At 70.4% G+C, this 25,357-nt stretch carries 20 protein-coding genes, 2 tRNA genes and 1 pseudogene; 15 read left to right on the top strand and 8 right to left on the bottom strand.

Annotated features, from left to right (window positions below; all coding sequences use genetic code 11):
- Positions 1-186: 186 nt before the first annotated feature.
- From QRD43_RS18520 to QRD43_RS18480, 9 genes are all read left to right on the top strand, one after another.
- Positions 187-2,862, top strand: a complete 2,676-nt coding sequence (locus QRD43_RS18520) for a PD-(D/E)XK nuclease family protein (RefSeq protein ID WP_285983989.1) — start codon at positions 187-189, stop codon at positions 2,860-2,862.
- A 14-nt stretch (positions 2,863-2,876) separates the two neighbouring features.
- The gene (locus QRD43_RS18515; protein WP_285983988.1) at positions 2,877-6,290 is read left to right on the top strand and encodes a UvrD-helicase domain-containing protein; all 3,414 of its coding nucleotides are present in this window, start codon (positions 2,877-2,879) and stop codon (positions 6,288-6,290) included.
- 69 nt (positions 6,291-6,359) lie between these two features.
- Positions 6,360-6,436 (top strand) — tRNA-Pro (locus QRD43_RS18510).
- An 8-nt stretch (positions 6,437-6,444) separates the two neighbouring features.
- Positions 6,445-6,606, top strand: coding sequence for a hypothetical protein (locus QRD43_RS18505; RefSeq protein ID WP_285983987.1), 162 nt, complete (start codon positions 6,445-6,447; stop codon positions 6,604-6,606).
- A 199-nt stretch (positions 6,607-6,805) separates the two neighbouring features.
- Positions 6,806-8,791 (top strand): OPT family oligopeptide transporter, encoded by a 1,986-nt coding sequence (locus QRD43_RS18500; protein ID WP_285983986.1) that lies wholly within the window; start codon positions 6,806-6,808, stop codon positions 8,789-8,791.
- A gap of 88 nt (positions 8,792-8,879) precedes the next feature.
- Positions 8,880-8,956 (top strand) — tRNA-Arg (locus tag QRD43_RS18495).
- A gap of 142 nt (positions 8,957-9,098) precedes the next feature.
- A complete protein-coding gene (locus tag QRD43_RS18490) occupies positions 9,099-9,587 on the top strand; it encodes a YybH family protein (RefSeq protein ID WP_285983985.1) in 489 nt (162 codons plus the stop codon).
- A 169-nt stretch (positions 9,588-9,756) separates the two neighbouring features.
- Complete coding sequence (locus tag QRD43_RS18485) at positions 9,757-10,695, top strand: GGDEF domain-containing protein (RefSeq protein ID WP_285983984.1); 939 nt, start codon at positions 9,757-9,759, stop codon at positions 10,693-10,695.
- 209 nt (positions 10,696-10,904) lie between these two features.
- Positions 10,905-11,195, top strand: a complete 291-nt coding sequence (locus QRD43_RS18480) for a flagellar basal body rod protein (RefSeq protein ID WP_285983983.1) — start codon at positions 10,905-10,907, stop codon at positions 11,193-11,195.
- A gap of 82 nt (positions 11,196-11,277) precedes the next feature.
- On the opposite strand, the gene QRD43_RS18475 is transcribed toward QRD43_RS18480, so the two are convergent.
- On the bottom strand, positions 11,278-11,982 hold the full coding sequence (locus tag QRD43_RS18475) for a glutathione binding-like protein (RefSeq protein ID WP_285983982.1): 705 nt from the start codon (positions 11,980-11,982) through the stop codon (positions 11,278-11,280).
- Positions 11,983-12,067: 85 nt separating this feature from the next.
- Between QRD43_RS18475 and QRD43_RS18470 the strand changes: the two genes are divergently transcribed.
- The gene (locus QRD43_RS18470) at positions 12,068-12,781 is read left to right on the top strand and encodes a hypothetical protein (RefSeq protein ID WP_285983981.1); all 714 of its coding nucleotides are present in this window, start codon (positions 12,068-12,070) and stop codon (positions 12,779-12,781) included.
- Between the two features lie 66 nt (positions 12,782-12,847).
- Here QRD43_RS18470 and QRD43_RS18465 read toward each other — a convergent pair whose 3' ends face one another.
- The gene (locus QRD43_RS18465) at positions 12,848-13,924 is read right to left on the bottom strand and encodes a phosphotransferase (protein WP_285983980.1); all 1,077 of its coding nucleotides are present in this window, start codon (positions 13,922-13,924) and stop codon (positions 12,848-12,850) included.
- An 81-nt stretch (positions 13,925-14,005) separates the two neighbouring features.
- Positions 14,006-14,710, bottom strand: coding sequence for a Crp/Fnr family transcriptional regulator (locus QRD43_RS18460; RefSeq protein WP_285983979.1), 705 nt, complete (start codon positions 14,708-14,710; stop codon positions 14,006-14,008).
- 190 nt (positions 14,711-14,900) lie between these two features.
- On the opposite strand from QRD43_RS18460, the gene QRD43_RS18455 reads away from it, so the two are divergent.
- Positions 14,901-16,952: a hypothetical protein gene (locus QRD43_RS18455; RefSeq protein WP_285983978.1), complete on the top strand. Its 2,052-nt coding sequence runs from the start codon at positions 14,901-14,903 to the stop codon at positions 16,950-16,952.
- Positions 16,953-17,008: 56 nt separating this feature from the next.
- On the opposite strand, the gene QRD43_RS18450 is transcribed toward QRD43_RS18455, so the two are convergent.
- From QRD43_RS18450 to lptF, 5 genes are read right to left on the bottom strand one after another with little or no spacing between them, the layout of a single operon-like run.
- Positions 17,009-18,172 (bottom strand): pyridoxal phosphate-dependent aminotransferase, encoded by a 1,164-nt coding sequence (locus QRD43_RS18450; RefSeq protein WP_285983977.1) that lies wholly within the window; start codon positions 18,170-18,172, stop codon positions 17,009-17,011.
- 43 nt (positions 18,173-18,215) lie between these two features.
- A complete protein-coding gene (locus QRD43_RS18445) occupies positions 18,216-19,160 on the bottom strand; it encodes a CysB family HTH-type transcriptional regulator (RefSeq protein WP_285983976.1) in 945 nt (314 codons plus the stop codon).
- 15 nt (positions 19,161-19,175) lie between these two features.
- Positions 19,176-19,562, bottom strand: coding sequence for a sirohydrochlorin chelatase (locus QRD43_RS18440; RefSeq protein ID WP_285983975.1), 387 nt, complete (start codon positions 19,560-19,562; stop codon positions 19,176-19,178).
- 12 nt (positions 19,563-19,574) lie between these two features.
- Positions 19,575-20,687 carry an LPS export ABC transporter permease LptG gene (gene lptG / locus QRD43_RS18435; protein ID WP_285983974.1) on the bottom strand — a complete coding sequence of 371 codons (1,113 nt, stop codon included), beginning with the start codon at positions 20,685-20,687 and terminating at the stop codon, positions 19,575-19,577.
- Positions 20,684-21,808 (bottom strand): LPS export ABC transporter permease LptF, encoded by a 1,125-nt coding sequence (gene lptF, locus QRD43_RS18430; protein ID WP_285983973.1) that lies wholly within the window; start codon positions 21,806-21,808, stop codon positions 20,684-20,686. The genes lptG and lptF overlap by 4 nt, the downstream gene beginning before the upstream one ends.
- Positions 21,809-21,836: 28 nt before the next feature.
- Here lptF and QRD43_RS18425 point away from each other — a divergent pair, with 28 nt between their 5' ends.
- The 4 genes and pseudogenes from QRD43_RS18425 to QRD43_RS18410 form a co-directional block, all read left to right on the top strand.
- Positions 21,837-23,297, top strand: coding sequence for a leucyl aminopeptidase (locus QRD43_RS18425; protein WP_285983972.1), 1,461 nt, complete (start codon positions 21,837-21,839; stop codon positions 23,295-23,297).
- Positions 23,298-23,354: 57 nt separating this feature from the next.
- Positions 23,355-23,786, top strand: coding sequence for a DNA polymerase III subunit chi (locus QRD43_RS18420; protein WP_285983971.1), 432 nt, complete (start codon positions 23,355-23,357; stop codon positions 23,784-23,786).
- The gene (locus tag QRD43_RS18415) at positions 23,783-24,907 is read left to right on the top strand and encodes a hypothetical protein (RefSeq protein ID WP_285983970.1); all 1,125 of its coding nucleotides are present in this window, start codon (positions 23,783-23,785) and stop codon (positions 24,905-24,907) included. The genes QRD43_RS18420 and QRD43_RS18415 overlap by 4 nt, the downstream gene beginning before the upstream one ends.
- 266 nt (positions 24,908-25,173) lie before the next feature.
- A pseudogene (locus QRD43_RS18410) lies at positions 25,174-25,357 on the top strand (branched-chain amino acid ABC transporter substrate-binding protein); the annotation flags it as partial.

Raw genomic sequence — 25,357 nt, 5'->3', positions numbered from 1 at the left:
ACAGGCTGCATGCAGCCGGGGCCCGAGTCGCTGTCCGGGAGGACTGCCGTCATGGAGCACTTCCATGGGCGGGACTCAGGGCACAATGATTCTGACACAAGAGCCAAGGGCCCGAGACCTTCGGGGTCCAAGGCCCCATGCCTCGGCGCCCGCCGGGGCCCGACGACGGGACGGAGCCGCCAGGGCGTGACTGCAGAACAACAGATCGAGACACAACACCTGCCCCTGAGCCTGGGCGACGGCGCGCGCCCCTTCTGGGATGCCGTGGCCGCTCGTGTGGCGGCGTGGATGCAGGCAAGGGGCGTCCCCAGCCGCGACGCGATCATGCTGCTGCCGTTTGCACAGCAGCTGGCGTCCGCGCGCCGGGCCTGGCGCAGCACCAGCCTGTGGCAGCCACGAATGGAGACGACGCACAGCCTGGCTGCCGCGCTCGGGCCGACCCCGCTGTCCCAGGGCCTGCAGATCAGCTTCGATGCCGCCATCGACGCGCTCAACGCCCGCCAGCTGCTGGCCGGGCAGAGCTGGGCGGAGGCGCTGCGTCAGCGGGATCCACGCGCCTACCAGCTGGCCATCCAGCATCTGGTGGAGCTGGCCCAGGCGCTGGCACGCCATGCCGCGACCTTGGGGCCGCAGGGGCGGAGCGCCTTCTGGCCCAGCGCCCGGCTCGCGCTGCAGCAGGGCGGGCCGGCGGATCTGGAGCAGGCGCTGTCGCTGGTGGCGCTGGAATGGGCCGCGAGCGACAGCCGCGTGCCGGCCACGGATGCGCTCTTCGGCCTGCGCCCCAGTGCCTGGGTGCTGCTGCGGGCCGGTGGCGCGGACCCCCTGAGCGATGCGCTGCTCGCCCGCGCGGCCGAGGAGGGCATCCCCTGCCTGCTGCTGGATGCCGATCGCACCCTGGAGCAGCTGGCGCAGGACCCACCGCCCGCGCGCCTGCACGAGGCGCGCTGCGAGGACCGCGAGTCACTGGCCCAGTGCACGGCGGCCACGGTGCTCGAGCATCTGCGGCGCCAGGAGGTGCCCGTGGCTCTGATCGCCCAGGACCGGGTCCTCGTCCGCCGTGTGCGGGCGCTGCTGGAGCGGCAGTCCGTCCGGCTGGGAGACGAGACCGGCTGGACCCTCGCGACGACCCCGGAAGCCGCGCAGCTGATGGCCCTGCTGCGGGCGGCCCAGCCGCGTGCCAGCGTCGATGACCTGCTGCTGTGGCTCAAGAGCGACCTCGCGAGGCGCCTGCGCGAGCGGCTCGGCGCGAGTGCCGTCGATGCACTCGAGGCGCAGTGCCGGCGTGTGGGCTGGGTGCAGGCGGGGGCGGTCCGTGCGGAGCAGCTCAAGGGTGCCGCGGCGCCGCTGTGGCAGGACGCCCAGGAGCTGCTGGCCGTGCTGCGCGCCGGCGCGGCGCGGCGTCCGCTGGCCCAGTGGCTGGAGCAGCTCCGCCGTCTGCTGGAGCGGCTGGAGGCGCTGGCCCTGATCGAGCAGCTGCCCGCCGGCAAGCCCCTGCTGCAGGCCCTGTGGCTGCAACGCGAGCCCTGGCCCGGCTCTGCGCACCAGCTCGCGCTGGAGACCACGCAGCTGGGCAGCGCCGACTTTGTCCAATGGATCAACGAGACGCTGGAGGCGCAGCAGTTCACGCCCACGCTGCCCGCGGACCTGCAGGTGCTGGTCACCCCGATGGCGCGCGCCATGCTGCGACCGTTTGCCGCCGTGGTGCTGCCCGGGGCGGATGCGCAGACGCTGGGCAACGTGCCGGCCGGGCCGGCGCTGTTGCCGGACACCCTGGCGCGGCAGCTGGGCCTGCCAGACCAGAACAGCCGCCGGCTGCAGCTCGCGGCCGGCTTCGTGCAGCTGCTGCGCGCGCCGCTGCTGACGGTGCTTCGCTGCGATCGCGCCGGCAGTGAGCCGCTGGCCCGCAGCCCGCTGCTGGAGCGACTGGAGGCCGCACGTGAGCAGGCCGGGCAGGGGGCGATCCCGGTCTGGGTGGACCCCCGCCCTCAGCGCATCCTGGCCTCGCAGCCCACGCACAGGGCGCAGGCGAGCGCCGCGGGCATGCTGCCGCGCTCGCTCAGCGCCAGCGCGCTCGAGGCCCTGCGCAACTGCCCTTACCAGTTCTTCGGCCAGCAGCTGCTGGGCCTGCGTGAAGACGAGGAGCTCAGCGAAGAGCTCGACAAGCGCGACTACGGCAACTGGCTGCATGCCGTCCTGCACCGCTTCCACGAGCAGGCGCGCGAGCAGCCACCTGCCGATCCGGCCCAGGCCCTGGCCGAGGCTGCCGAGCAGGAGCGCCAGCGCATGGGACTGTCCGAGGCCGAGTTCCTGCCTTATCTCGCCAGCTTCCGGCGCCTGGTGCCGCGCTATCTCGCCTGGCTCGCCGATCACCAGGCCGCGGGATGGACGTACGAAGGCGGCGAGGAGCCCCGCGAATGCCGGCCGTGGCCCCACCCGGCGCTGCAGGCGCTCGTGCTGCAGGGACGGCTGGACCGCCGGGATGGACACGGCGATGGGGGCACGCGGCGCCTGCTGCTGGACTACAAGACCGGTTCGGCCGACGCCCTCCGGGACAAGCTCAAGCGTCCGCTGGAGGACACCCAGCTGGCGGTGTACGCGCTGCTGTGCGCCGACGAGGCGGCGCAGTCCGGCATCACGCTGGAAGCCGCCTACCTGATGCTCGATGACAGCAAGGGGCTGCCGCTGCTGCCGCACCCTGACGTGCAGGTGAGTGCCGAGCGGCTGCGCGAAGGCCTGGAGCGGGACCTGGCCGCGGTGCAGGCGGGCGAGGCGCTGCCGGCGCTGGGGGAAGGGCGGGCGTGCGCGGTGTGCGCCGTGCGCGGCCTGTGCCGCAAGGATGACTGGTGGGAAGGAAGCCTTTGATGGCGGCGCAGGACATGAATCAGCACGCGGCCGCTGCCGCCCAGGCCGCCTATACGGTCGACGGCCGGATCGTGCCGCGGGAGCAGTTCTACACCGTGGCCTGCGATCCGCGGCGCAGTGTCGTGGTCGAGGCCTGCGCGGGCGCGGGCAAGACCTGGATGCTGGTGTCCCGCATCCTGAGGGCGCTGCTGGAGGGCGTGCAGCCGCAGCAGATCGTGGCCATCACCTTCACGCGCAAAGCCGCGGGCGAGATGCGCCAGCGCCTCTCGGAATGGCTGGCCGAATTCGCCCGCACCACCCACGAGGGGCGCTGCCTGGCCCTGCGCCAGCGCGGCATGAGCGAGGCCGACGCCGAACGCGCCGCGCCGCTGCTGCAAGACCTGCAGCAGCAGCTCCTGCAGGGCGGGCGGCCGGTGGAGATCCGCACCTTCCATGCGTGGTTCTCGCAGCTGCTGCGCGCCGCGCCCATGGCGCTGCTGCAGGACCTGGGCATCGCGCCCGAGCTGCAGCTGCTGGAGGACGAGAGCGAGCTGATGCCAGACGTCTGGCGCAGCTTCCATGCGCGGGTGCTGGCCGATGCGGCGTTGCTGTCCGACTACCAGGGCCTCGTCGACGTCTGTGGCCGAAGCAAGGTGCTGCGCTGGCTCGAGGCCGGCTTTGCCAAGCGCGTGGAACTGCGCCTCGCCGATGCCGAGGGCGTGCTGATGAGCAGCGTCGAGGGGCCGGCGTCGGTCTCGGCGCGCTTTGCCGAAGCCACGCCCCTGGCGCTGGTGGACGCGATGCGCTCGCAGTGGCAAGACCTGGCCCTCGAGCTGGGGCAGGGGCGCAACGAGACCATGCGCAAGGCCGCCGTCGCCATCGAGCAGGCACTGACGGCGCAAGCGTCGGGGGCGGCGCTGTTCGAGGTGCTGCGCTCGAAGCTGCTGACCAAGGCGGGCACGCCGGTCAAGGCGCTGTCCAGCTGCGCGCTGGCGCTCACATTGGCCGAGGAGGTGGTGCTGATCCAGCGTGGCCTGGACCAGCTCGCCGCCCAGACACTGCATCAGCAGCTGTCCCGCCTCAGCCTCGTGCTGATCGACAGTTTCGACCAGCTCAAGCAGACGCGCGGCCTCGTGGACATGAACGATCTGGAGCGTGGCGCGCTGGCCGTGCTCGGCGACGCCGCGCTCGCCGGCTGGGTGCAGGAGCGCCTCGATGCGCAGCTGCGCCACCTGCTCATCGACGAGTTCCAGGACACCAGCCCCCTGCAGTGGCAGGCCCTCTATGCCTGGCTGTCGTCGTACACCGGGGCCGGCGGCGGCGGGAGCGGGCAGCGGCCGCTGTCCGTGTTCATCGTGGGGGACCCGAAGCAGAGCATCTATCGCTTCCGGCGCGCCGAGCCCCGCGTGTTTGCCGCGGCGCGCGACTTTCTGCAGCGCGGCCTCGATGCCGCCGTGCTGGCCTGCGACCACACGCGCCGCAATGCGCCCGAGGTGCTGGAGGCGGTGAATGCGGCCCTGTCGCAGGCGCAGGCGTTGGGGGAGTACCAGGGCTTCCGTCCGCACACCACGGAGTCGTCCGAGCCCGATGCGCTGGCCGGCGTGTGGTGTCTGGATGCCCCGGCCGCTGTGGACGACGACGCCGATGTTGACGACGCCGCGCCTGAGCTGGACCTCGCGGCCGAGGCGGGCGAGCTCGCCTGGCGCCCCAGTCTTGCGCAAGCCCGGCACGAGCCCGAGCTGCAGCGGCGCGCGGCCGAAGCCGAGCGCGTGGCGCGGGCCCTCGCAGAGCTGCTCGCGCAGGGCGGCCTCCAGCCGGGCGACGTCTTCGTGCTGGCCCGTCGACGCGAGGCCTTGCGGGTGCTGGCCGAGGCACTCAAGGCCCGCGGCATCGCCCACGTCGCCCCCGAGGAGATGACGCTGCTGGACGCGCCGGATGTGCGCGACCTGCTGGCCCTGCTCGATGCCCTCGCGTCACCGGCGCATGACCTGTCCCTGGCGCATGCCTTGCGCAGTCCGCTGTTCGACGTCAGCGAGGCGGGGCTGCTGCAGCTGTCGGTGGCGGCCGGCACGGTCCGTCGCCTGCAGGCCGGCGTGGAGGCGGCCGAGCCCGACGATGATCACCCGCCCCGCCAGAAGACCAGTTTCTGGCAGGCGCTGATGCAGGCGGACGACGCCTCGCTCGAGCCCGCCCTGCAACGCGCGCGTCTGCTGCTGGGCGCGTGGTCGGCCCGGCTGCAGCACAGCACGCCCCATGAGCTGCTCGACCGCGTGCTGTCGGAAGGGGATCTGCTGGCCCGCGTGGCCGCCCGCGTGCCGCCCAGCGAGCGACGCAGCCGCCTGCATGCCCTGCAATCCCTGCTCGGCCTGGCGCTGGACCTCGATGGCGGGCGCTACGCCACGGTCTACGGTTTCGTGCGGGCGCTGCGCCAGCGCGCGCTGAGCCTGCCGGCTCATGCGGAGGCCGATGCCGTGCAGCTGCTGACGGTTCACGGCGCGAAGGGGCTGGAGGCTCGCGTCGTCGTGATGATGGATTGCGATGCGGCCCCGGCCCGCGCGGACCACGCCACCTTGCTCGTCGACTGGCCGGTGGACCTGCCGGCACCGCGGCGCGTGGCCTTCATCGCGTCGGAAAGCACGCCGCCGCCCGCGCTGGAGCCCTTGATGCGATTCGAGCAAGGCGAGCGGCAGCGGGAGGAGCTCAACGCGCTGTACGTGGCCATGACGCGTGCCAAGTCGCGGCTGGTGCTGAGCCGGAGTGTGTCGGCCCGGGCGGGCAGCGCCAGCAGCTGGTGGCAGCGGCTGCGCGATGCCGCGAGGGACTGGCAGCCGGCCGAAGTGCCACTTCCGGCGGGCGGGGCGGAGACGCCCACGCTGCTGGAGCTGCCGGTGCTGCCGCCGCAGGAGACGCCCAGCGCGGCGCCCGCGGGCGGGCGGCACGAGCCCGCAGAGCTGGTGGTCCGGACGGCCGAGCTCGACGAGATGGCCGCGCTCGGCGAAGCCATGCACCGGGTGCTGGAATGGGTCAGCGGGCCGCAGGGGCAGGGCGCCTCGCTCGAGCTGCTGGTGGGCGCGGCGGCTCAGATGTACGGCCTGGACGCCCGGCGCAGCGAGCGCCTGGACCGTGCGGTGCGGGCCATCCTCGCCAGCCCCGAGTGCAGTCCCTTCTTCGACACGAGCGCGCTGCTGTGGGCGGGCAACGAAGTGCCGGTGAGCCACGAGGGGCAGGACCTGCGCCTGGACCGGCTCGTGCTGCGGGCGGCCGAGCCTGGTGGCGTGCCGCAGTGGTGGGTGCTGGACTACAAGCTGCACGAGGCGCCGCAGCGGCAGGACGACTATGTGCAGCAGCTTCAGCAGTACCGCGCGGCGGTGCAGGCGCTGCAGCCCGGCGAGCCCGTCCGCACGGCGTTCATCACGGGTCAGGGCCGGCTGGTGGAGGTCGTCGGCTGAGGCGCCAGGGCGCTCATCATCGATTTCCCGGGCGGACGCCAAATCCCGGGTTAGAATGCAAGGCTTCGTCGGGGCGTAGCGCAGCCTGGTAGCGCATCTGCTTTGGGAGCAGAGGGTCGCGAGTTCGAATCCCGCCGCCCCGACCATCTTTTTCATGCTGCACGGCAACGCCGCGCAGGTGTTTTTCGTACTGCTCGGCAACGCCGCGCGGAAGCTGTTCGTACTGCACGGCACCGCCGCGCAGTGCCTGCCGGACCTGACGGGTCCCGCCCCTGAACCGCCCTGGCCCCAGCCTCGGCGGTTTTTTGCTTTTTGAGAAGGAACGCCGGCATGTGCAGGCGGCCGCCGCGGGCAGGACGCCTGCGCTGGCCGGGCCTTTCGGGGCCGCCCCTACTGGACAACCCGCTGGTTGCCGCCAGACCGGGGCTGACACAATCCGCGCAACTTTGCGGAGCCGCGCCACAAGCGCGGCCAGCCGCCCGTCGGTCCGCCGACGATCCAACATCGAGAACAGCATGGCCATCCAACACCTCAGCGACGATCAGATTCGCAGCTGGAGCCGGGCAGAGAAAGACGCCTGGTGGTTCAACAATGTCTACCAGAAGGACATGCCGCAGCTGACGGCGCGCTCGGCAGTGACCGGCTTCCTGCTGGGCCTGATCCTGACCGCGACCGCGCTGTACATCGGCGCCAAGACGGGCGTGGGCATCGGCGTCGGCTTGACCTCCGTGATCCTGGCCTTCGCGCTCTTCAAGTCCCTGGCGAACTCCGGTCTGGCCCGCGACTTCAGCGTGCTGGAGAACAACTGCACGCAGTCCATCGCCACGGCCGCCGGCTACACGGTCATGCCGCTGATCGCCGGCCTGCCGGCCTACATGCTGCTCACCGGGCACATCATTCCCTGGTGGCAGCTGATGGTCTGGCTGATCGTCGTGTCCGTCCTGGGCGTGCTCGTGGCATTCCCGATGAAGCGCCGCTTCATCAACGAGGACCAGCTGCCCTTCCCCGAGGGCCGCGCCTGCGGCGTGGTGCTGGACTCGCTCTATTCCGGCAATGGCGACGAGGGCCTCTACAAGGCCCGCCTGCTGGGCAAGGTGGCGGGTCTTGCCGCCGTCTACCAGGCCCTCGTGAGCGATGGCTGGATGAAGCTCATCCAGTTCAAGATCCTGCGCATGGACCAGTGGGCCGGCATGAAGGAGCCCTGGCATTTCCATGAGCGCCTGGACGACTACTACTACAGCTGGGCCGTCAAGGCCGAGGCCTGGATCCCCAAGATTCTCGGCACCGAGTTGCGCACCCTGGGCCTGCGCCTGACGCTGGACATGGCCATGATTGGCGTCGGCGGCCTGATGGGCATGGCCGTGGCCACGAGCTGCCTGATCGGCGCGCTGCTGAACTTCGGCGTGCTGGCGCCGCTGATGATCCAGCTCGGCGACATCGCCCCGCGCGTGCGCCTGGACGGCACCGTCGTGCCTCTGAACCGAGCCGAGATCGTCAACCAGTGGTCCCTGTGGTGGGCCGTGACGATGATGGTGGTCGGGGCGCTGGTGGGCCTGCTGGCCAAGCCGGAGCTGTTCACCAGCCTCTTCAAGCGCAAGTCCAAGGCCGAAGCTGCGGCCTCGGGCCCGGACATCCTGCGGGACATCGAGCTGCCGCTGTGGATCTCCTACGTCGGCGTGCCCGTCCTCGGCTTCGTCAGCGTCTGGCTGACGCACACCTTCTTCGGCGTGCCCTGGCTGCTGGGCTTCATCTCGCTGCCGCTGATCGTGGTGCTGACCGTGATCTGCGCCAACGCCATGGCCCTGACATCGTGGACCCCGACGGGGGCGCTGTCCAAGATCACGCAGTTCACCGTGGGCGCTCTGGACCGCAGCAATCCCGCCTCGAACCTGCTGCCGGCCACGATGACGTCCGACATCGCGTCGAACGCCTCGAACCTGCTGTCGGACATCAAGCCCGGCTACATGCTCGGCGGCAAGCCGCGCCACCAGGCCCTCGGCCACATCATCGGCATCCTGGCGGGCACCCTGTCGGCCGTGCCGCTGTTCTTCCTGCTGTTCCTGCCGCCGGACGCAAACGGCGTGCGCAGCACGGCCACCATCGTCAGCGACAGCTTCGCCTTCCCGGCGGCGCTGCAGTGGAAGGGTGTGGCCGAGTTGATCGCCAAGGGCATCAGCCAGCTGCCGACCTCCGCGCTGATCTCCATGGCCGTGGCTGCCGTGACGGCCGTGGTCATCGAGGTCCTGCGCCTGCGCACGAAAGGCCGCTTCCCGCTGTCGTCCGTGTCCATCGGCCTGGGCGTCGTGCTGCCGCCGGATTCGGTGATCTGCATGTTCATCGGCGCGCTGCTGTTCTGGATCATGCACAAGCGCAACGAGGCCGACCCGAAGAGCGCCGGCTTCCGCCGCTGGGTCGAGGGCGCCGAGCCCATCTGTGCCGGCCTGATCTCCGGTGCGGCGCTGATGGGCATTGGCAACGCGCTCATCAACGTGCTGATCTGAAGACCGGGTCGGCGGCAGTGCCGGCCCCGCATGGCACAATTCCAGCCTGCTGATGCACGCCGAGTCGGGAGACTCGGCGTTCACGTTTCTGCCCGTAGCTCAACTGGATAGAGCAGCTGCCTTCTAAGCAGCAGGTCGGGGGTTCGAGTCCCTCCGGGCAGGCCATCGATGTCAGACGTGGGCGAGAGCCCGTCGGCACGGTGTGGCGCGTTTGCGTAGCGTGGCGCGCCCATGACTTTCCTGCGATGCGCGCGGGACGCCGGGCCGGGCATGATGCGGGGCTGCGACCGCTTCGAAAGGCCTTGCAATGAAGACGCTCTCCCAGCCCTTGCCTGCCTGTCTCGTGCTGGCCGCCGCCGCGTTGCCGGCCCTCGGGGCGCCGCCACCGCAGGCCGACGCCACGCTCTGGCAGCGGGAATGTGACTTTGCGGACACGATGGCCCGGCGCGACCTCGACGCCTTCGGACGCTTCGTGGCGGAGCAGGCGGTCTTTCACAGCGGTCCTGCGCCGCTGCGGGGCAGGGCGGCGGTGCAGGCCTACTGGCGGCGCTTCTATACCGAGGCGCAGGCGCCCTTCAGCTGGTATCCCGACGTGGCGGAGCTGCTCGAGCCGGATCGCCTGGCTCATACGAGCGGGCCGGTGTTCGGCCCCGACGGCGCCCTCGTGGCCCGCTTCCACACGGTGTGGCGCAAGGAGGCCGACGGCCAGTGGCGGGTCCTGCTGGACCATGGCGGCCCCGCGAGCCCGGGCGATCGGGATCGGCATCCTCGGCCCGATCCCGAAGCCTGCCGTTGAGCGTCTCGTCGCGGCCCGCCCACCGCACGCACCGGTGAATGGTGTCCGGCTGCGCCAGCGCAACTGTCCTCATGAATTGGGCTTCCTCGGGCTTTTCAGCGCCAGGCAAAAGCGTTACACCTGAGGGGTACGCGACCGCGATCGGGCAGGTCGCTCCAAGGAGAAGCTGATGCATGCCACGAACGAGGCCCAGGCCCCTGGCTCCGAAACGACGGCCGCCCGCATGCGGGCCCTGATGGTGAGGGCGCCGAGCGCGCTGTGTTTCATTGATCACGGCACGTTCCAGGTGGTCAGCGAGCAGTTCAACCACCTCTTCGGCCACGGGGACGAGACCGACCTGTGCGGTCAGGCCACGCGGGGCATCTTCGTCTCGGACCTGTCCCACCAGGGACTGATGGAGCGCATGGGCGCGGCCTTCAGCGCCGGGCGCCCGCTGGACGAGGAGATCGAGCATGTGCGCCGCGACGGTTCGCGCTTCTGGGGCCGCCTGCAGGCCACGCCCGTGCACTGGGACCAGCCGGCCGGCGAGGCGCTCTGGATCATCGAGGACGTCACCGCCGCCCGCCAGCTGCGCATGCAGCCGACCTGGACGGCCAAGCACGACATGCTGACCGAGCTCGCCAACCGCCGCGAGTTCGAGCGCCGTCTCTCCGAGCACGTGGGCAGCCGCCGCCACGAGCCGGTGTCGGTGCTGTGGGTCGACGTCGACAAGTTCAGTGAGGTCGTCCATGGGATGGGCACCGAGGTGGCTGACCATTTCCTCTACGGCCTTGGCCAGATGCTGGTGACCAAGGTGCGGGCATCCGACCTCGTGGCCCGTCTGGAGACCGATCATTTCGCCATCCTGCTGCCCGACTGCGACCAGCACTACGCCCAGATCGTGGCGGACAAGGTCCGCTCCTCGGTGGCGGCCTACCGGCTGCGCTGGGGCCTGCATCGCACGCGGGTGAAGGCCTCCGTCGGCGTGGTGCAGCTGCAGCCCACGCTCGAGACGGTCGATGCCGTGCTGGGCGCCGGGGCCCTGGCCTGCACCGAGGCCAAGGCGGCGGGCGGAGACAGCGTCCGCGTCTACGTCCCGGTGGGCACCTACGAAGAGCTGGCGGGCTGAGGCGTCGGCCCCAGCTTCGTCCGCAAAGCCCGCTCCGGCGGGCTTTCTTGCGTCTGGGGTGCGGTGAAATTCGGCAGCTTTCGCGGATTTGCAGGTCCGGCAGGGCCCGGCAGCCGAAATTTCTGTGTCTTTTTGAGGCCGGAGGGCTAAAGTCTCGGCGTGATCGGTCGATAAGGCGGCCATTCACAGTCCATCTTTCGGAGATTTCCATGGCCATCAGCTTGAGCACCGCGCTTTCCGGCATGTCCGCGGCGAACGAGCGCCTGCGTGCCAGCTCCGAGAATCTCGCGGCGGCGGCCAAGCGCCCCGAGTCTGTCGAGGGGCAGGACCAGAAGCAGTCCGACACCCTCACGCGCGAGGCCACCAACGCGACGACGTCCGTCCAGGTGGAGAAGGAAATCGTCGAGCAGCGTTCGGCCACCTACGCCTACGTGGCGAACCTCAAGGTGCTGCAGAGCCAGGTGCGTGCCGAGGGCGCGCTGCTGGACATCAAGGCCTGACCCTTCCCAGAGCGCGGCCCGGTCGATGCCGGGCCGGCCTCCCACGCCCGGCGCTCACGCGCAGGGCGGCCGGGCGACGACGCTAGCGCCTGGCCGGACGTGCCGTTGCGGCCGTCTGCCCGAACAGCACTTCCCGGGCCTTGTCCGAGGTGAGCGGCTGGCGCTGCTGGGCCAGGACCTCCAGCCCTCGCTGCACGGCGGGCCGCTTTGCGATCTCGTCGAACCAGCCCTTGAGGTGCGGATAGTCCGACAGTTCGATGCCCTGGTTCTTCCAGGAACGCAGCCAGGGAAAGACCGCGATGTCGGCAATGCTGTAGTCCTTGCCGCCGAGGTAGGTGCTGGCCGCCAGGCGCCGGTTGATGACGCCGTAGAGACGCTGCGCCTCGCGCGTGTAGCGCTCGATGGCATAGGGCAGCTTCTCCGGCGCATAGAGCCTGAAGTGATGCGCCTGCCCCAGCATCGGGCCCACCGAGCCCATCTGGAACATCAGCCACTGCAGGACCTCGTACTTGCCGCGGACGTCCGCAGGCAGCAGCCGCCCGGTCTTGCCGGCCAGATACAGCAGGATGGCTCCGGACTCGAACAGCGACATGGGCTGGCCGTCCGGCCCGTCCGGATCGACGATGGCCGGGATCTTGTTGTTGGGGCTGATCTGCAGGAAGTGTTGTTCAAACTGTGCACCGCTGCCGATATCCACTGGAACGACGCGATAAGGCAGGGCACACTCCTCCAGCATGATGTGGACCTTGTGGCCGTTGGGCGTCGCCCATGTGTAAACGTCGATCATCGTCGCTCTCCTGTCTGCCGCAACCGCGGTGCTCCTGGATGCACACTGCCTGCCCATGGTAATCAAACAGCTTCAACATTGGTTCGTGACTCGAGCAAGCGCCGCGCGCTGGAAGCCCATCGCCGACTGGGTCGAGTCGCTGGGCGGCCAGTTGCGCATCGTGGCGGAGGGGCACGGCTTCATCATCGACATGCCGCCCGGCCGTGCCGGTGGCGCCGTGCGGATCGAATGGGGCCGCTCGCAGCGGGCCTACATTCCCGGTCATGAGCTGCGCATCCGCTACGAGGCCCGTCTGCACGGCGATCTGCAGATGATGGTCATCGAGCAGCAGCTGATGGACCAGCTCGAGGGCGCCGTCTTCGAGGCCTACACCGACACCCTGCGCACCCGCGTCGATACCGACACCCCCGAGGAGATGCGCTGGCTGGTGATGTTCCCCAAGCTGACCCAGATGAGCTCCCGCATCGTCCGCGCCCAGTTCGGCGTGCTGGGCGTGGCCCGGGAGCTGCTCCATGTGTGGATCGAGGGACGGCTCAGCGAGGCGCTGGTGCGCATCTCCCAGGACCTCGTCACCCCGGGCCGGCCCTTCGTGCTGATGAGCATGCGGGGCAACCTCTATCTGCGGACCGCGATGGAGGAACCCCGCGTGGGCGATGTGCAGGCGCTCTTCAAGCTCTGCGAGATCGCGGTGGAAGCGGCCGAGCGGGTGAGCCAGGCACTCGGGGATTCCAGCCCCTGGCCCAGCGTGCCCTCCAGCACCACGATGCACGGCACGCTGCAGGAGCCTGATTCGCAATAGCGCGTCGGGCGCGCTGCGCGTCCGCGTCGTGCCCGGCGGCCGCTGTGGCGCGGCCACCGGGGCGGCTCAGTCCGCTTTCTGGGCGAACTGCCAGGCCAGCTCGGCCATCGGGCGGGCGCCGGCGCCGGCCTCCCGCGCGCGCTCGCTCGAGGCCGTGCCTTCTTCCACGCGCTTGGCGATGCCCTGCAAGATGGCGCCGATGCGGAAGAGGTTGTAGGCCATGTAGAAGTTCCAGTCCCGCTCGACGGCCGCGACGTCCGTGCGACCCGTGCGCTCGCAGTAGCGGCGGATGTAGTCGCCCTCGGCGGGAATGCCCAGCGCGGCGAGGTCCAGCCCGGCCAGCCCGTTGGCGGCCCCGGCCTTGCGGATGTGCCAGGACATGCAGTGGTAGCTGAAGTCGGCCAGCGGGTGGCCGAGCGTCGACAGCTCCCAGTCCAGGATGGCCAGCACGCGCGGCTCGGTCGGGTGGAAGACGAGGTTGTCCAGGCGGAAGTCGCCGTGCACGATCGACACCTCGGCATCCGAGCGGGCCGCCTCCGGCACATGGGCCGGCAGCCATTCGATCAGCGCGTCCATGGCCTCGATGGGCTGCGTGACCGTGGCGAGGTACTGCTTGCTCCAGCGGCCGATCTGGCGCTCGAAGTAGCTGCCCGGCTTGCCGTAGTCCGCCAGACCGACGGCCTCGGGGCGCACGCGGTGCAGGGCGGCGATGACGCGGTTCATCTCGTCGTAGATCGCGCCGCGCTCGGCGGGGCTCATGCCGGGCAGGCTCTGGTCCCACAGCACGCGTCCCTCGATGAACTCCATCAGGTAGAAGGCGCGCCCGATGACGGACTCGTCCTCGCACAGCGCCAGCATGCGCGGCACCGGCACGTCCGTCTGCCCCAGCGCCTGCATGACGCGGAACTCGCGCTCGATGGCGTGCGCCGAGGGCAGCAGCTTGGCCACCGGCGCCGGCTTGGACCGCATCACGTAGGTCGTGGAGGGCGTGTTCAGCTTGTAGGTGGGATTGGACTGTCCCCCCTTGAACTGCTCGATCTGCAGCGGGCCGGCGAAGCCGGGCACATGGGCCTGAGCCCAGGCGGACAGGCGCTGGGCGTCAATGGCCTGCGAGGGAGGGCGGGTGCCGGTGAATGCGTCCATGGGACTCCAGAGGGTGATGATTGAGGTGATGCGGGAGCCGTCGGCCGGCGGCTCGGGCAAGACCTGACCCTCCGTCCCCGGTCAGCGCCCCGCGATGGCGAGAAGCTTGTCCTTGTTGAGCACCACGAGCCGGGTGGGCTCCACACGCACGGCGCCGTCCCGCTCGAAGCCCTTGAGCTCCTGGTTGACGCGCTGGCGCGAGGCCCCGAGCAGCTGCGCCAGGTCTTCCTGGGCCAGCTGCAGGCCGATGCGGATCTCCTCGCCCTGCGAGATGCCGTACGAGCGGGCCAGGAGCAGGATCTGCTTGGCCAGGCGTGCGGCCAGCGGGCGGGTGTTGAGGTCCTCGACCACGTCGAACATCAGGCGCAGGCGCCGGCAGTTCAGTCGCAGCAGGGCCTCGTAGAGCTCGGTGTGGCGCTGCAGCAGCTCCTTGAAGTCGGGCTTGCGCACCACCAGCAGCGTGGTCTCGCCGTGCGCCGCCGCATCGTGCGTGCGCGGCAGGCCGTCGAAGAGGGAGATGTCGCCGAACCAGGTGCCGGGCTCCACGTAGGTGAGCGAGACCTGCTTGCCGGCGAGCGATACCGAGCTGATGCGCACGGCGCCCTTGGCCACGCCCACCCATTCCTCGGCGGGCTCGCCCCGGCACGACAGCATGGTGCCGTCCGGGACCCGCTTCACCACCGCCCTTGCGAGGATGTCGTTGCGAAGGGGCAGGGACAGCTTGGAAAACCACGAACCCGACTCGATATTGCTGCGTTCGGAAATTGTAAGAACAGTGCTACTCATGCTTTGTCACGGCTGCGACAGGGGCCGGTACGACGTGACGACGGCGTGGACCGGGCGCTGGGCGGCCCATTGTCCACGAAGCGCCCGGTGCGCGTGCGGCGTCGCAGAAACACGGTGCTAGCGCGGCAATTCAGTGTTTGGCCGGCGGGTGGCTGGTGCTAGAGTCTGTTGCAAAGTACTTACATCCCGCATGGCCCGAACACCGACGCCCGCGCTTGCTGCCCGCCCGACCGTGCTGCCACGGCCCTCGGCGCTGGCCCTCCGCCTGTCGACAGCCCTCGCGGTGGTGTGGGTCGCCGCGCTGCCTGCCCGGGCCCTGACGGTGGGCCCGCCCCAGACCCACTCCGCCCTGTTCCAGCCGCTGCGGCTGGTGTTCCCCTTGCAGCTGCAGCCGGGGGAGAGTTTCAGTCCGGATTGCGTGAAGGTGGTGGTGGTGGCCGGCGAGAACCGACTGCCGGCCGACCAGGTCCAGGTGCACCTCCAGGGGCGCACCGAAGGGGAGATCAGCGCGGTGCGGGTGTACAGCCTCTCGCCGATCGACGAGCCGCTCGTGACCATCAACCTCAGCCTGGGCTGCCCGACGCGCTTCACGCGGCAGTTCACCGCCCTGATCGATCCGCCAGCCTCGCCGGGCCGCGCGGACACGCTGCCGGCCGTGCCGGAAGGCGAGCAGCTGTATTCGCCGGCCATGCGGGCGGCGCTGGCCACCCCGGGATCGCGAGCCAGCGAGCTGCTCGCGGCGGGGCGTGCCGCGCCCGCCAGCACGCCGGCCAGCCCCTCGCCCGAGTTGCCGGTGGCCCTGCCGGGCCTGCCTGCGAGCGCGGCAGCGGCGCCCGCGCCCAGGACGACCAAGGCCGTCCGGCCGCCTCGGGCGAACAAGCCCCATGAGAACACCGGCGCCGAGTCGGCCACGCTTGCGAAGGCGGAGCGCCAAGGGGCTGCCGCGCCCCTGCCGGCGCAGCGTCCCGCCGCGCGGCTGCAGCTGGAGGCGCCGGAGGTGCTGAGCGCTGCGCCGCTCACGGCCACGGAGCCGGCCTCATCCCCGGCGTCGGCGGCGGCCACGGCCGCCCAGGAACGTGTGACGCAACTGGAGGCCGAGCTCGCCCGCGTGCGCGCCGAGAGCCGTGAGGTCAAGGAAGCGCTCCGGCAGCTGTCGTCCCAGCTTCGCCAGCCGCAGGCCGCTGACCGCAACTGGCTGCTGATGCTGGCCGGGATCAGCCTGCTGCTGGCCGTCGCCTGCGGCTGGCTCTTCCTGCAACTGCAGCGGCTGCGCCGGGCCTCGCAGGAGGCGTGGTGGGCCCAGCTGTCCGACGCCGAGGACCGTCGCCCCGGGCGCACGACGCCCAGCACCAACGCGCCGCTGGTGGTGCCGCCGGAGACGTGGCCCTCGCCTGACGAGCCAGACGAGCCGCAGACCGCACCGGCCCCGCGCGCCACGCAGGTGGACATCCACCTCGATGCCGATGCGGGCCAGGACTTCCTGAACAGCAACCTGCCCCCGACCGACGATGCCCCTGACACCGTGCCGGTGTCGGACGACGCCGTGAGCCTGCAGCTCCTCGACATGCCGCAGTCCGACACCGGGCTGCAGCCGCTCCAGGCACTGCCGGAGCGCGCTGCCGCTGAGGGTGTGAGCGTAGAGGAGCTCATCGACCTGGAACAGCAGGTGGACTTCTTCATGGTGCTGGGGCAGCACGAGGCCGCGGTCGACCTGCTGTCGCAGCGCCTGCACGAGACCGGCCGGCACACCGCCTTGCCGCACCTGAAGCTGCTGGAGATCCTGCAGCGCCATGGGGACCAGGCCGGCTTCGAGCGCGTGGCCCGCGAATTCGGCGAGCGCTTCCATGCGCAGGCCCCCGTGTGGAGCGACGACATCGCCGCCGGCGAGGGCCTGCTGGCCTATGCGCAGGCCTCGGAGCTGATCATCCAGAGCTGGCGCGATGCGGCCATGACCATGCAGCTGATCCAGACGCTGCTGGCCCACGGCGACCCGGACGGCAGGGCCTTCGACCTTGCGGCCTACCGGGACATCCTGATGCTCTATGCCGTGGCCCGCGACATCTCCGAGCACGAGGTGCGCGGGGCCGACATCGACCTGTTCCTGCCTCTGGACGGCGGCCAGTCCGGCAGCCCGACGTCCATGATGGCGACCATGCCGTGGCAGCGGCCCGGCGGCGGCCCGTCGCCGATGCCGGGGCCGGTCGACCTGGACCTGGACCTTTCCGGAGGCGCCAAGCGCTGAACGCGGCAGCCGGGCCGGCGCCCGGCGTTGTCAGGGAGGCCGGCGGCGAGGCGCGCTCAGAGGCGGCACAGCTTCTCGAGGGCTGAGCGCAGCGTCTCGTCCTGCTTGGCGAAGCAGAAGCGGATGAGGCGGTCGTCGCCGGGTTCCGCATAGAAGGCCGACAGCGGGATCGCCGCCACGCCGATCTCCCGGGTCAGCCAGCGGCAGAACTCATCGGGCGCCAGGCCCGAGGGCTCGCCCAGTGCGCTGTAGTCCACGCACTGGAAGTAGGTGCCCTCGCAGGGCAGCAGCCGCAGCCGGGAGCCGGCCAGCCCCTCGCGGAACAGGTCGCGCTTGCGCTGATAGAAGGCGGGCAGGTCGCGGTAGGGGCGCGGGTCCTGGAGATAGGCCGCCAGCCCGTGCTGCACGGGCGTGTTCACCGTGAAGACGTTGAACTGGTGCACCTTGCGGAACTCCGCCATCAGCGCCGCCGGTGCGGCGACGTAGCCGACCTTCCAGCCGGTGACGTGGTAGGTCTTGCCAAAGCTGCTGATCACGAAGCTGCGCGCCGCGAGGCCCGGGAAGCGGGCCGCGCTCTCGTGCTGCCGGCCATCGAAGACCATGTGCTCGTAGACCTCGTCACTGATCACCAGCACGGAGGTCGGCGCCAGCAGGTCCGACAGCGCCTGCAGGTCCTCGGCCGGCCAGATGCGGCCGCTGGGGTTGTGCGGCGTGTTGATCACCAGGGCCCGGGTGCGGGGCGTGATCGCGGCGGCAATGGCGGGGAGGTCGGGGCGGTAGGTGTCGGGCAGCAGCTTCACACACACGACGGTGCCGCCCGCCAGCTCGATCTCGGGGCCGTAGGCGTCGTAGCAGGGCTCCAGCACGATGACTTCGTCGCCCGGATGCACGATGGCCAGCAGCGTGCTGAGCAGCGCCTGTGTGGCGCCCGCCGTCACCGTGATCTCGCGATCGGCATCGTAGCGCCGGCCGTAGAGCGCCTCCATCTTGGCGGCAATGCCCTGGCGCAGCGCCGGCACGCCCGTCATCAGCGGGTACTGGTTGTGGCCCGCCTTCATGGCCTGGTGAACGGCCTCGACGAGGGCCGGGTCGCAGTCGAAGTCGGGAAAGCCCTGGCCGAGGTTGACGGCGCCGTGCTGCTGCGCGAGTGCCGACATGGTGCTGAAGATGGTGGTGCCGACGTGAGGCAGGCGGGAACGGATCTCGGGCGTTGGGGTCATGGCAGGGGGGCAGGGGCAGGAGGCCGTGTCGTGAACGGCGCTGTCAGAGGTCGTAGTCGCTGGCTTCGCCGCTGAGTGCCCGCTGCAGCAGGTTGCGGTTCAGGCGGTCGGAGAGCAGCTCCGCGAAGGCGTAGACGTAGTTGCGCAGGAAGGCGCCGCGCTTGAAGGCGATGCGCGCGGTGTTGAAGCCGAAGACATGGCCGAGCGGCCGGGCGACGAGATCCCCGCCGGGCGGGTCGTCCCGCACGGCCATCTCCGCCACGATGCCCACGCCCATGCCCAGTCGCACATAGGTCTTGATGACGTCGGAGTCGATGGCCTCCAGCACGATGTCCGGCTGCAGCCGACGCGCGGCGAAAGCCTTGTCGATGCGGGTGCGGCCGGTGAAGCTCGGGTGGTAGGAGATCAGCGGTTCCTGCGCGAGCTGCTCGAGGCTCGGGCGCTCCACGGTGGCCAGCGGGTGTTGGGCCGGGACCACCAGCACGTGCTGCCATTCGTAGCAGGGCAGGGTGACGAGGTCCTCGAACTCCGCCAGCGACTCCGTCGCGAGCCCGAGGTCGGCGGTCTCGTCCAGCAGCATGCGGGCCACCTGCTCCGGATTGCCCTGGTGCAGGCTCACCTGGACCTGCGGGAACTGCCGGCGCAACTGCGCCACGGGCGCGGGCAGTACGTAGCGCGCCTGCGTGTGCGTGGTCGCGATGCTGAACTTGCCGGCATCCTGCTTGGAGTACTCCTCGCCGATGCGCTTGAGGTTGTTCACCTCGCGCATGATGATCTCGATGGACTTGAGCACCTGCAGCCCGGGCTCCGTCACGCGGCGCAGGCGCTTGCCGTGGCGCGAGAAGATGTCCACGCCCAGCTCCTCCTCGAGCTCCAGGATCGCCTTCGAGACCCCTGGCTGCGAGGTATAGAGCGCCTTGGCGGTCTCGGTGAGGTTGAGATTGCGGCGCACTGCCTCCTGGACGAACTTGAACTGGTGCAGGTTCATGCGGGGGCTCCGGGGTCAGGTCTTGCCGGATGGCGTGGCGAGCGGGGCGAGGCAGGCCTCGGCCATGGCCTCGATGATGCGGGGCTGCTCGCCGAGCGGCGCCTGCAGCGTCCATTCGACGCGGCCTTCGTGCAGCGCGCGCTGCTGCTCCACGAGCACCGGCAGGTCCCGCTGCACATGGCCGCCGCTGCCCAGGAACATGGGCACGACGTGGATGCGCAGGCAGCCCTGGGCGATCAGCCCGGCCGCGGCGGTGGCGAAGTCCGGCTGCATGAACTCGAGAAAGGCCAGGGCCACGGGCTGCCCCGGGCGCTGCTGCGCGATGCGGCGGGCCACGGCCTCGAAGGGGCCGGCCCAGCGGGGGTCGCGGGCACCGTGGGCGAAGAGAAGCAGTCCGTCCATGCGTGATCCGAATCAGCGGTAGCGCACCAGCCAGCCGAAGGCAGCCAGCGAGATGCAGAGGTAGAGCAGGCTGGGCGCGGAGGCCACGGCCCAGGGCGACCATTGCTTGAGCAGGCCCAGATGGCCGGCCAGGTTGTTGAGCAGCACGAAGCTGATCCCGCCCATGATGCCGCCGAAGACCTTCAGGCTGATGCCGCCGGCACGGCCATGCAGATAGGCGAAGGGCAGGGCGAGCGCGACCATCACGAAGCAGGCGAGCGGATACAGCGCCTTGCGCCAGAACTGGATGTCGTACTGCTGCGCCGACTGTTCCTGGGCCGAGAGATGCTGCGTGTAGCGGTACAGCTCCAGCGTCGACATCGACCAGGGCGGCAGCACGGCCGCGCTGACCACGTTGGAGCTCAGGCCGCCATGCCACTCCCATTCATCGAGGTGACTCTCCCAGACGCGGGCGCGCTGGCCGGCCTCGGCGGTCGTCCATTGGCTGCGCTCGACGTCATAGAGGCGCCACAGGCCGTCCTTGTCGACCTGCGCACGGCGGGCCTCCGTGCGGCTCAGCAGCCGCCCCTGGGCATCGAACTCGAACAGCCGCACGCCGCCGAGCTCGCCGCTCACCGAGGCCGACTTGACGTTGATCGAGAAGCTGCGCTCGCCGTCCGCCGCGGTCTGGCGGTCCTTGAGCCAGACGCCGGGTGCGCCGCTGGCGGCGACTTCGCGCGGGTCGCGGCGCAGCACCTCGGCCTGCTTCTCGGCCCATGGCGCCACGTAGTCGCCCACCACGAAGGTCAGGGCGCCGAAGACGGCGGCAAGCACGGCCAGCAGCCCCAGGGCCCGCCCCGGGCCGAGGCCGCCGGTGCGCAGGATCGTGAACTCGCTGGACTGCGCCATGCGGGCGAGCGAGAAGATGCTGCCGATCAGCACGGCGATCGGGAAGATCTCGTAGAAGTGGGACGGCATCTCCAGCAGCGCGAGCAGGCTGGCCAGCACGGCCCCGCCGCCGCGCCGGTTGGCACGGTCGAGTTCCTCGATGAAGCCGATGAAGAAGAAGAGCGAAAGGAAGGCCACGGCGACGAAGATCACCGCGGTGACGATGTCCCGGTAGAGCAGGCGTCGGACGGTCTTCATGCGCAGGCCCCCGGCTTGCCGGTGTCACCCGGGGCTCGCCGCGGCCCGCGAGCCAGGCAGAAGCGGTTGCTGTTGTCACGCCACCAGAGCAGCAGCATCGCCAGCACGAAGGCCGAGCCGTGCAGTGCGAGGAGGGCGCGCGGCAGCGTGGTGCGTTCGTTGGCCACCCAGGTCTGGGTCAGGTTGATGAGGTTGTAGTAGATGATGAAGCTCAGCAGGGCCACCAGCAGGTTCCAGTTGCTGGCGCGGCGCGGGTTGCTGGCCGAGAGGCCGATGCCCAGCAGCACGAGGTTCATCGCCCCGAGGGCCAGGCCCACACGCCAGGTGAGCTCGCCAAGGTTGCGCGGCGTGGGCTTGCGCAGCAGGTCGAGGCTGGACGTGGCCTTGGGCGGCAGCTCGGCGTCGGTGCGCTCGACCTGCGTGTCCATCAGCACCCGGTAGTGCTCGAAGCGGGAGAGGGTCTTGTCGCCGCTGTCCTTGTCGATCTCGTTGCGCTGGCCCTGCGAGAGCGTCAGGAAACGGTCGTTGCCCTGGAACTCGATCTGCCCGCGGTGCGCGGTGGTCACGGACTCCTGCGCCTTCTGCTCCGTGAGGATGAAGACGTTGCGGCCGACGCTGCCGTCCTTGCTGTCACGGTCGATGAAGAACACGCGGCTGCCGTCACGCGAGGTCTGGAACTGGCCCGGCGCGACACGGGAGAGGTCCGAGCGCTTCTCGTAGCGCTCGCGCAGCTGCTCGCTGTTCTGGTTGCCCCAGGGCCACACCACCAGCTGCAGCAGCGCCACGGCCAGCAGCACGGGCGCGGTCATGCGCAGCACGGGCTTCACGAAGCGCGACAGCCCGACGCCGCTGGCGAACCAGATCGTCATCTCCGACTCGCGGTACATGCGGCCCAGGCAGGCCACGATGGCGATGAACAGCGCCAGCGCGAAGATGATGGAGAGGTAGCCCAGGCTCGTGTAGCCGAGCAGCAGCAGCACGTCCTGCGGCGCCACGCTGCCCCCGGCCGCCTGGCCCAGGGTGCGGATCAGCAGATACGTGAGCACGACAGTCAGGATGACGATCACGGTCACGCCGAAGCTGCGCGCCAGATCCTTCCTCAGGGTGGAATCGAATAACATCCGAGCACTTTACTAATTGCACCGCATTATGGACTTCCGTACTCAGTCTGCGTCCCTGGACACCCTGGCCGGCATCAATGCCGACGCCCTGATCGTCGTGATCGCCGGCGAAGCCCTCCCGGCGAAGCTGGACAAGGCCGTGGCCGACGCGGCCAAGGACGCCATCAAGCTCGGCGACTTCGAGCTCAAGGCCGGCAAGACCCTGCTGGTGCAGCGCGCCCCCGGCGTGAAGAGCGCCCGCCTGGTGCTGGCTGCGGCCGGCCCGGCCAGCCCCAAGAGCGCCAAGGCCGCCGTGGCTGCCGCGCTGGGCCTCGTCAAGGCCCGCAACGCAGCCCACGCCGCCGTGATCTACGTGGGCTTCGACGGCCTGGATGAAGCCCTGGCCGAGCAGACCGCCCTGGCCGCTGCCGATGCCGTCTACACCTACCGCCACACCAAGCCCAGCGCCCCGGCCGCCTCGGCGCTGAGCAAGCTCACGCTGCTGGCCGACAAGGCCGCCGCCAAGGCCGTCAAGCTGGGTCTGGACCGCGGCCAGGCCATCGCCGCCGGCGTCGAGCTGGCCAAGGAGTGCGGCAATCGCCCGGGCAACTACGCCACGCCGACCTTCCTGGCCGAGCAGGCCAAGGCCCTGGCCAAGAGCCATGGCATCAAGGTCGAGATCCTGGACCGCAAGGCCGTCGAGAAGCTGGGCATGGGCTCCTTCCTGGCCGTCGCCCAGGGTTCGGACGAGCCGCTGAAGTTCATCGTCGCCAAGTACGAGGGCGCTCCCAAGACGCAGGCTCCGGTGGTGCTGGTCGGCAAGGGCCTGACCTTCGACTCGGGCGGCATCTCGCTGAAGCCGGGTGCCGAGATGGACGAGATGAAGTTCGACATGGGCGGCGCCGCCGGCGTGCTGGGCACCCTGCGTGCCGTGGCCGAGCTCAAGCCCAAGCTGAACCTCGTCGTGCTGATCCCCTCCTGCGAGAACATGCCCAGCGGCAAGGCACTGAAGCCGGGTGACGTCATCACGTCCATGGCCGGCCAGACCATCGAGGTGCTGAACACCGACGCCGAAGGCCGTCTGATCCTGTGCGATGCCCTGACCTACGCCGAGCGTTTCAAGCCGGCGGTGGTGGTGGACGTGGCCACGCTGACCGGCGCCTGCGTGATCGCCCTGGGCGGCGTGCGCAGCGGCATGTACGCGAGCGACGATGCCCTGGCCGCGGCACTGACGGCCGCCGGCGAGCAGGCCCTGGATCCCTGCTGGCGCATGCCCCTCGACGAAGAGTACGAAGAGGGCCTCAAGAGCAACTTCGCCGACGTGGCGAACGTCGGTTCGCGTGCCGGCGGTTCCATCACGGCGGCCCTGTTCCTGAAGCGCTTCACCAGCAAGTACCGCTGGGGCCACCTGGACATCGCGGGCACCGCCTGGAAGAGCGGCGCGGCCAAGGGCGGCACCGGCCGTCCCGTGGGCCTGCTGACGCACTTCGTGCTGTCCCACGCCAAGTGATCGCGCGTCGGCCGTTCGGGAATGCACACGTGCTGAGGTGTTCATGCCGGAGGCCGCATGGCGGTTGAGGTCACCTTCTACACCGGCGTCTCGGACCGCCTGCACTTCGCGACGCGGCTGCTGCGCAAGGCCTATGGCAGCGGGGCGCAGGTCCTGGTGCTGGGGCCGGCGTCGCTGCTGGCGCGGCTCGATGCCGCCCTGTGGACGCAGGACCCGACCGACTTCATCCCGCACGTGCTGGCGCGCGAGGGCGTCGACGCCGGCCTGCTGCGGGCCACGCCGCTCGTGCTGGCGGAGCGGCAGGACGCCGCCCCGCACTGCCGGACCGTCCTCAACCTGGGGGCTGACTTCATGGCGGACGTGGCCTCGCTGGACCGGGTGCTGGAGGTGCTCTCCAGCGAGCCGGAACAGGTGCAGGCCGGGCGACGCCGCTACAAGGCCTATCGCGAGATGGGCCTCGACATCAAGCATCACGAGGTCAATGCATGAGTTCGAACGGCACCCGCGTGGTGCCCACCCTGACGGAGGTGCTGGATGAGCAGCGCCTGGGTCGTCCGGTCGGCGGGCTGAACCCGCCGGGCGGGCAGGACCGCCGCCCCATGCACGACGAGCTCGTCCCCATCAGCCTCGACTGGGGCGACGAGCCCGCGCCTGCCGACGACACCGCGGGGCATGGCGAGAGCGACGTCATGACGCCGTGGCAGCTGGTGCGCCCGCGTGATCCGCTGGCGCCGCCGGATGATGCGCCCTTCATCGACCTCTCCATCGACGTCGCGCCCGTGCAGGCGCCCGACGTGTCGACGCAGGTGCTGGACGTCTACCCGACGCTGCCGTCATCGCCGGTCCTGGCGAGTGCCAGCCTGCGTCCGCTGACCGCCGACGGCGCCGCCGTGCCGCCGGACCTGTCCACTGCCGCCGGGGCCGACGATCCCGCCGCGCCGCTGCCTCCGCTGGCACCGTCGCCGGATCTGCCGGAGCTTGTCCTTGACCTGTCACCGCTGACCCCGCTCGACCTCGAGCCGCCGGCGGTGGAGCAGGTGCATGAGGAGTTCGTCGAGTCCGTCCAGCCGCCCGGCGCATTCACGGACCTCCCGGACATCCCGGCCTTCCTGCGCGCCGCGCCGCCGGCCGTGGCCGAGCCGGCATCCCTGCCGCTGCCTGAGCGATGGGCCGAGGCCGAGGAGCCCGAGGTGGGGGTGCCCGCCGAGCCCCCGCCGGCACGCATCGCCACAGACACCGCACCGGCCGTGGTCGCCACGCCTGCGCCGGACGCCATCACGCCGCCGGTGCACGTGGTCGCCGCCCCGCCGGCCGCGCCGACCGAGGCCACGCTCCCGCCGCCTTTGGACCCCGGCACGCTGGCCGTTCGCCAGACCGGCGTCCACCTGCCCGGCGTCAGCGAGGAGCGGCTGCAGGCCATCATCCAGGAAGCCCTGGACCGGCTGCTGCGCGACGAGCTGCCCAGTGCGCTGGTCGAGACGCTGATCCGCCTGTCACCGCAGCTGTCGGAGTCGCTCATCGAGTCGCTCAAGCCCAGCTTGCATCTGCATGTGATGGAGGCGCTCGGCGCGGAGTCCCTGGGCGCGTCGGACGGCCGACCCCTGGCCTGACGCGAAGGCGCCTCGCGCTCCCATGGCGAGCCCCGTGACGGGGCTGCCCGCACCCGAACAGCGCAGCGCTGCCGGGTGCTGGGGCGCGCTCGCGCGTGCCCGGTCTGTGCCCGCCGAAAGGTCTGTTGCGGGGCCCACAACGTGCATCGGGTCCTCGCGGTTTTCCACGCTTTCCCCATGGAGGCGGCCTCGGATTTGGAGTATGGTCTGCGCCGTTGAGCAATCGACAACATAAAGCTCTCCTTCTTCCAACTCGGAGGTTATTCATGCAAGTCAAGTTGAATGTGGTTGTGGGTGCTGTCGCCCTGATGCTGGGCGGTACCGCGATGGCTCAGGACCTGGTCGTGAAGATCGGCCACGTGGGTCCCACGAGCGGCGGCATTGCCCACCTGGGCAAGGACAATGAGTTGGGCGCGCGCATGGCCATCGACGAACTGAACGCCAAGGGCG

The sequence above is a fragment of the Roseateles subflavus genome (assembly GCF_030285365.1).
In the GTDB taxonomy this organism is placed as follows: domain Bacteria; phylum Pseudomonadota; class Gammaproteobacteria; order Burkholderiales; family Burkholderiaceae_C; genus Roseateles_B; species Roseateles_B subflavus.
The sequence above is the reverse complement of the archived record's forward strand: the minus strand, read 5'-3'. Positions and strand labels throughout refer to the sequence as shown.

What these genes read in the sequence shown, in the direction of transcription:
- QRD43_RS18515 (WP_285983988.1), top strand. Translation starts at nt 2,877, where the DNA reads ATGAATCAGCACGCGGCCGCTGCCGCCCAGGCCGCCTATACGGTCGAC.
- QRD43_RS18505 (WP_285983987.1), top strand. Translation starts at nt 6,445, where the DNA reads ATGCTGCACGGCAACGCCGCGCAGGTGTTTTTCGTACTGCTCGGCAAC.
- QRD43_RS18500 (WP_285983986.1), top strand. Translation starts at nt 6,806, where the DNA reads ATGGCCATCCAACACCTCAGCGACGATCAGATTCGCAGCTGGAGCCGG.
- QRD43_RS18490 (WP_285983985.1), top strand. Translation starts at nt 9,099, where the DNA reads ATGAAGACGCTCTCCCAGCCCTTGCCTGCCTGTCTCGTGCTGGCCGCC.
- QRD43_RS18485 (WP_285983984.1), top strand. Translation starts at nt 9,757, where the DNA reads ATGCATGCCACGAACGAGGCCCAGGCCCCTGGCTCCGAAACGACGGCC.
- QRD43_RS18480 (WP_285983983.1), top strand. Translation starts at nt 10,905, where the DNA reads ATGGCCATCAGCTTGAGCACCGCGCTTTCCGGCATGTCCGCGGCGAAC.
- QRD43_RS18475 (WP_285983982.1), bottom strand. Translation starts at nt 11,982, where the DNA reads ATGATCGACGTTTACACATGGGCGACGCCCAACGGCCACAAGGTCCAC.
- QRD43_RS18465 (WP_285983980.1), bottom strand. Translation starts at nt 13,924, where the DNA reads ATGGACGCATTCACCGGCACCCGCCCTCCCTCGCAGGCCATTGACGCC.
- QRD43_RS18460 (WP_285983979.1), bottom strand. Translation starts at nt 14,710, where the DNA reads ATGAGTAGCACTGTTCTTACAATTTCCGAACGCAGCAATATCGAGTCG.
- QRD43_RS18455 (WP_285983978.1), top strand. Translation starts at nt 14,901, where the DNA reads ATGGCCCGAACACCGACGCCCGCGCTTGCTGCCCGCCCGACCGTGCTG.
- QRD43_RS18450 (WP_285983977.1), bottom strand. Translation starts at nt 18,172, where the DNA reads ATGACCCCAACGCCCGAGATCCGTTCCCGCCTGCCTCACGTCGGCACC.
- QRD43_RS18445 (WP_285983976.1), bottom strand. Translation starts at nt 19,160, where the DNA reads ATGAACCTGCACCAGTTCAAGTTCGTCCAGGAGGCAGTGCGCCGCAAT.
- QRD43_RS18440 (WP_285983975.1), bottom strand. Translation starts at nt 19,562, where the DNA reads ATGGACGGACTGCTTCTCTTCGCCCACGGTGCCCGCGACCCCCGCTGG.
- lptG (WP_285983974.1), bottom strand. Translation starts at nt 20,687, where the DNA reads ATGAAGACCGTCCGACGCCTGCTCTACCGGGACATCGTCACCGCGGTG.
- lptF (WP_285983973.1), bottom strand. Translation starts at nt 21,808, where the DNA reads ATGTTATTCGATTCCACCCTGAGGAAGGATCTGGCGCGCAGCTTCGGC.
- QRD43_RS18425 (WP_285983972.1), top strand. Translation starts at nt 21,837, where the DNA reads ATGGACTTCCGTACTCAGTCTGCGTCCCTGGACACCCTGGCCGGCATC.
- QRD43_RS18420 (WP_285983971.1), top strand. Translation starts at nt 23,355, where the DNA reads ATGGCGGTTGAGGTCACCTTCTACACCGGCGTCTCGGACCGCCTGCAC.
- QRD43_RS18415 (WP_285983970.1), top strand. Translation starts at nt 23,783, where the DNA reads ATGAGTTCGAACGGCACCCGCGTGGTGCCCACCCTGACGGAGGTGCTG.